Genomic DNA, 4,608 nt, shown 5'->3' with positions numbered 1-4,608 from the left:
GCGGTGCCTGAGTGGCCGGGCCGCCGAACGCGGGCGGCGCGGCGGCCTGGGCGGGCGGAGCGAAGCCCGGACTGGCACCGGCACCGGCCTGCGGCTGCTGCGGGGCGGCGGGCGTCTCCTCCTCCATGACCTCGCCGCCGAAGTTCCTCAGCAGCGCTTCGAGGCCACCGTCGAAGCCCTGGCCGACGGCGGCGAACCGCCAGACGTCCTTCAGGTAGAAGTCGCCCAGCATCACGGCGCGTTCGGTGGAGAACTCCGAGCCGTTGAAAGCGTACCGGGCCACCTCCTCGCCGCCGGCGACGATACGGACGTATCCGGGGCCGACCTGCGACATCTGCCCGGCGCCGTCGATCGTCGCCGTGAAGGACAGCTTCTGGATCTGCGGGGGGATCTTGTCGAGCGTGATCCGGAAGGACTCCGTGTCACCGGCCTGGGCACCGAGGAGCTGAACCGCTTCCTCGGGGGACTTCGGCTGGTTGAAGAAGATGAAGTAACGGTCGTCCGAGAGCCGTTCGTCGGCGTCGAGACCGAAGCAGCTGATGTCGAAGGTCAGCCCTGGGGCGGCGATCTGTACCCCTACGTACAGATCCGTGCCCGCCGTGAGGTCACTGATCCTGGCCTTGTGGCCGCGTTGGAATTCCCTGGCCATGCGTAACGACCGTCCCCCATCCCGAAGTGAGTGCGTCGCGCCAGGCTAACGGCAAACTCGGACATCGGACGAAGCCGGTACAGACCCGGTACACAACCCCGGACCGGGGGGACCGGAAGCATTGCCTCCGGGGCGTTTCAGGGAGCGGTCACTCCCCCCGCGCACCGGGCACATGGGGCAACCGCTCGGCGGCGACCACACCTTCCAGATAGCCCTTCGCCCGCTCGGTGCGGGGATAGTCCTCCAGCAGCCGCCAGAAGCGGGGGCCGTGACCGGGCACCAGAAGATGCGCGAGTTCGTGCAGGAGGACGTAGTCGACGACGTACTCGGGCATGCCCTGCAAGCGGTGCGAAAGACGGATACTTCCCTCGGCGGGGGTGCACGAGCCCCAGCGCGTGTTCTGGTTGGTGACCCAGCGGACCGAGCTGGGCCGGGCCCGGCCGTCGAAGTACTGCTCCGACAACTGCTCCGCACGCTCGGCCAGTTCGGCGTCGCCGAGCACCTGTTTGCTCTCCTGCGCGGCCAGCTTGTCGAGCATGACGTTCACCCAGCGTTGCTCCTCGGCCTCGGACATCCGGGCAGGGATGAGCACGACGGTGCGATCGCCCTCGCGGTACGCCGAGACCGTCCGGCGGCGCCGGGCGCTTCTGCGGACCTCGATCGCGGTCGCCCCCGAGCCGCTGGGCGGCGGGCTCTTCGTGCTGCGCTGTGGCGTTCCGGCACGGTGCAGTGGGTCGGCGGACACGCCCCGACGTTACCCGCTGCGCATGTGGGAAGTCCCGACTCCGGGACGGTTCGATCCCGATCCCCCATCCATGCGTTTGATTTGTACGACGAATATCCACCACCTGTGGACAACTTTCGACGCAGAGCGCCGCGTCGGGGCATGCTGACAGTCATCGGCGGAGCTACGACCGAGCTCCATCGGCACACGGGGACGTTCCACGACGGCTACGGGGGCCAGTTCATGCACGCGACGGTTTCGGCAGTTTCAGGAGATTTGCCGCGGTCGGCGGATGCGCCGCCTTCGGCAGGCTCGGCGGATGCATCGCTTACGGCGCTTCCGCAGGCGCCGCTGGTGAAGCCCGCACTCAGGCGCGGGTGGCGCGACCTCAACACCGTGCAGTTCGGGATGACTCCGGCGCACGCTCTGACACTGGGTCCGATGGACACGGCCACGGGCAGTTTCCTCGACCTTCTCAACGGCACCCGTGGACCGCGGCTACTGCGCGAAGAGGGACGCCGCATGGATCTGCCGGACGGTCATGTCGACGGGCTGGTACGGCGACTGGCGCGGGCCGGCCTGCTCGACGACGCGAAGGGCGGCGGCCCGGCCGTCGACGCCCTGCGCCGCAAGAAGGAGGTACTGGACCGGCTGCGCCCCGATCTGGCCTCCCTCTCCCTGACCACGTCCGAGCCGGGCGAGGCGATGGACCGGCTGGCCGCCCGCCGTTCGCTGCGCGTGCAGGTGAGGGGCGCCGGCCGGGTGGGCGCGCTGGTGGCCTCGCTGCTGTCGGGCGCGGGTGTCGGCGAGGTCGACGTCCGCGACGTCGGCCGTGTCGAGCCGTGGGACGTGGCGCCGGGTGGGCTGTCCGCCGAGGCGGTCGGCGACCGCAGGGACGAGGCGGCGCGACGGGCCGCACGGCACTGGGCACCGGGCCGTCCACCACGCCGCGGCCACCGGTCGTCTCCAGGGGAGGCGAGCACGGGCCACTCCCTGGTGATCATCGCCCCGCGCGACGACGTCGCCGTGCACGCCCCCTCCCCGTCCGCAGCCGAACCCCTCATCACTTCCGGTACGCCCCATCTGTACGCCGGTGTCGTGGAGGGCACCGGCGTCGTCGGCCCGCTCGTCCTGCCCGGCGAGACCGGCTGCGCTGGCTGTCTCAACGAGGGGCGAACGGATCGGGACCCGACCTGGCCCCGCCTGGTCGCGCAGTGGCGCTCGGGTTCCGGAAAGTCGCGCCACGTACCGCCCTGCGATCTCGCGCTGGCCACGACGGTCGCCGGGCTGGCGGCCGCGCACGCCCTCGCCTTCCTGGACGGCCACGTTCCGTCGAGCGTCGGTGCACGCTGGGAAGTGTCCTTGCCCGGTCTGAGCTGGCACGCCCGACCGGTTTGGGCGCATCCGGCCTGCCCGTGCGGCGCCACGGAAAAAGGTGAGGGAGAACACCCCTCGGAGGACGAGGTGTCACACGAGACAATGGGGGAGCAACGGCCGTCGAAGAAGTCGGGCCGTGAGGCAGCCGCGCAGCGGATGGCCGGGACCTGGAGGGCGCATGTCTGATCTTCCCCGCAAGGCGGTCACGCGTACCGCCAAGCTCGCCGCGCTCCCGCTCGGCTTCGCCGGGCGGGCGACCTGGGGACTGGGCAAGCGGATCGTCGGCGAGTCCGCGGAGATCGTCGGCCGTGAGCTGCAGCAGCGCACCGCCGAGCAGATGTTCAAGGTGCTCGGCGAGCTCAAGGGCGGCGCGATGAAGTTCGGCCAGGCCCTGTCCGTCTTCGAGTCGGCTCTGCCCGAGGAGATCGCCGGCCCCTACCGCGCGGCGCTCACCAAGCTCCAGGAGGCGGCACCCCCGATGCCGACGCGCACCGTGCACACGGTGCTGGCGGAGCGGCTCGGCGAGGACTGGAAGGACCTGTTCCTGGAGTTCGAGGACAAGCCCGCCGCGGCGGCCTCGATCGGCCAGGTGCACCGGGGGGTGTGGCACGACGGCCGTGAAGTGGCGGTCAAGGTGCAGTACCCGGGAGCGGGCGAGGCCCTGCTGTCCGACCTGAACCAACTGAGCCGCTTCGCCCGGCTGTTGGGTCCGCTGATCCCCGGTATGGACATCAAGCCGCTGATCGCGGAGCTCAAGGACCGGGTCTCCGAGGAACTGGACTACGGCCTGGAGGCGCAGGCCCAGCAGGCGCACGCGGAGGAGTTCGCCGACGACCCGGACGTCGTCGTGCCGGCGGTGGTCCACCACTGCGACCAGATCCTGATCACGGAGTGGATCGACGGCGTGCCGCTGTCGGAGGTGATCTCCGACGGCACCGAGGAGCAGCGTGATCGCGCCGGCCAGCTCCTGGCCCGTTTCCTCTTCTCCGGCCCGGCCCGCACCGGCCTCCTGCACGCCGACCCGCACCCCGGTAATTTCCGTCTTCTGCCCGGCGACCCGGACAGCGAGGAAGACTGGCGGCTCGGCGTCCTGGACTTCGGGACCGTCGACCGCCTCCCGGGCGGCCTGCCGACACCCATCGGCGACTCTCTGCGCCTGACCCTGGACGGCGAGGCGGACACCGTCTACGAACTGCTCTGCGCGGAGGGCTTCGTCAAGGATTCGATAGAGCTGGACCCCGACGCCGTCCTCGACTACCTCCTGCCGATCATCGAACCGGCCCAGGTCGACGAGTTCACCTTCACCCGCGGCTGGATGCGCAGCCAGGCCGCCCGGGTGGCCGACCCCCGCTCCCCCGCCTACCAACTGGGCAAGCAGCTCAACCTGCCCCCGGCCTACCTCCTCATCCACCGAGTGACGTTGAGCACAATCGGCGTGCTGTGCCAGCTGGGCGCGACGGTTCGTCTGCGTGAGGAGCTGGAGGAGTGGCTGCCGGGGTTCGCTCCGGAGGAGCCGACGGACGAGGAGGGGTCGGCGGCGGAGGCGTGAGAGGGGCTACCACCAGGCCGAGTCGAGTCGCCCCTCGATCGCCCTGAGGTTCTCCCGGGAACAGGTGTCGCAGAAGTACTGGCGAATGCCGTTCTCCACGGAGCAGGTCCAGGTGGGCTGCGGGCTCTCGGCCCGAGTGCCGCAGCGGGCGCACACGAGGGGCTGGGGCTCCTGGGCGGAGCCGCCGTTGTCACTGCCCCCGGAAAGACTCGTCACTCGGTGACGATACCTCCGCCACTCTCCGATCGGCGGGCACAACGCACCGCGGGGGGGGGGGGGGGGGGGGGGGGCGGCGGCCGGGGGGGGTTT

Annotated in this window: 5 protein-coding genes; 2 read left to right on the top strand and 3 right to left on the bottom strand. The window is 70.7% G+C overall.

Translation table 11 applies throughout. The features are described from left to right. Together POF73_RS45450 and POF73_RS45445 are read right to left on the bottom strand one after the other, a co-directional pair. A partial coding sequence (locus POF73_RS45450; RefSeq protein ID WP_272125410.1) for a TerD family protein occupies positions 1 to 649 on the bottom strand: 649 nt, incomplete at its 3' end. Positions 650 to 797: 148 nt separating this feature from the next. Beyond that, positions 798 to 1,394, bottom strand: coding sequence for a M48 metallopeptidase family protein (locus POF73_RS45445; protein ID WP_272125409.1), 597 nt, complete (start codon positions 1,392 to 1,394; stop codon positions 798 to 800). 387 nt (positions 1,395 to 1,781) lie between these two features. On the opposite strand from POF73_RS45445, the gene POF73_RS45440 reads away from it, so the two are divergent. After that, positions 1,782 to 2,936, top strand: coding sequence for a TOMM precursor leader peptide-binding protein (locus tag POF73_RS45440; protein WP_272125411.1), 1,155 nt, complete (start codon positions 1,782 to 1,784; stop codon positions 2,934 to 2,936). After that, positions 2,929 to 4,299: an ABC1 kinase family protein gene (locus POF73_RS45435; protein ID WP_272125408.1), complete on the top strand. Its 1,371-nt coding sequence runs from the start codon at positions 2,929 to 2,931 to the stop codon at positions 4,297 to 4,299. The genes POF73_RS45440 and POF73_RS45435 overlap by 8 nt, the downstream gene beginning before the upstream one ends. Positions 4,300 to 4,305: 6 nt before the next feature. Here the strand turns inward: POF73_RS45435 and POF73_RS45430 are convergent, their stop codons facing one another. Continuing rightward, positions 4,306 to 4,515, bottom strand: coding sequence for a hypothetical protein (locus POF73_RS45430; RefSeq protein WP_272125407.1), 210 nt, complete (start codon positions 4,513 to 4,515; stop codon positions 4,306 to 4,308). Positions 4,516 to 4,608: the final 93 nt, after the last annotated feature.

Origin of the sequence: Streptomyces sp. HD (assembly GCF_028369295.1) — a bacterium.
GTDB lineage: Bacteria > Actinomycetota > Actinomycetes > Streptomycetales > Streptomycetaceae > Streptomyces.
The sequence above is the reverse complement of the archived record's forward strand: the minus strand, read 5'-3'. Positions and strand labels throughout refer to the sequence as shown.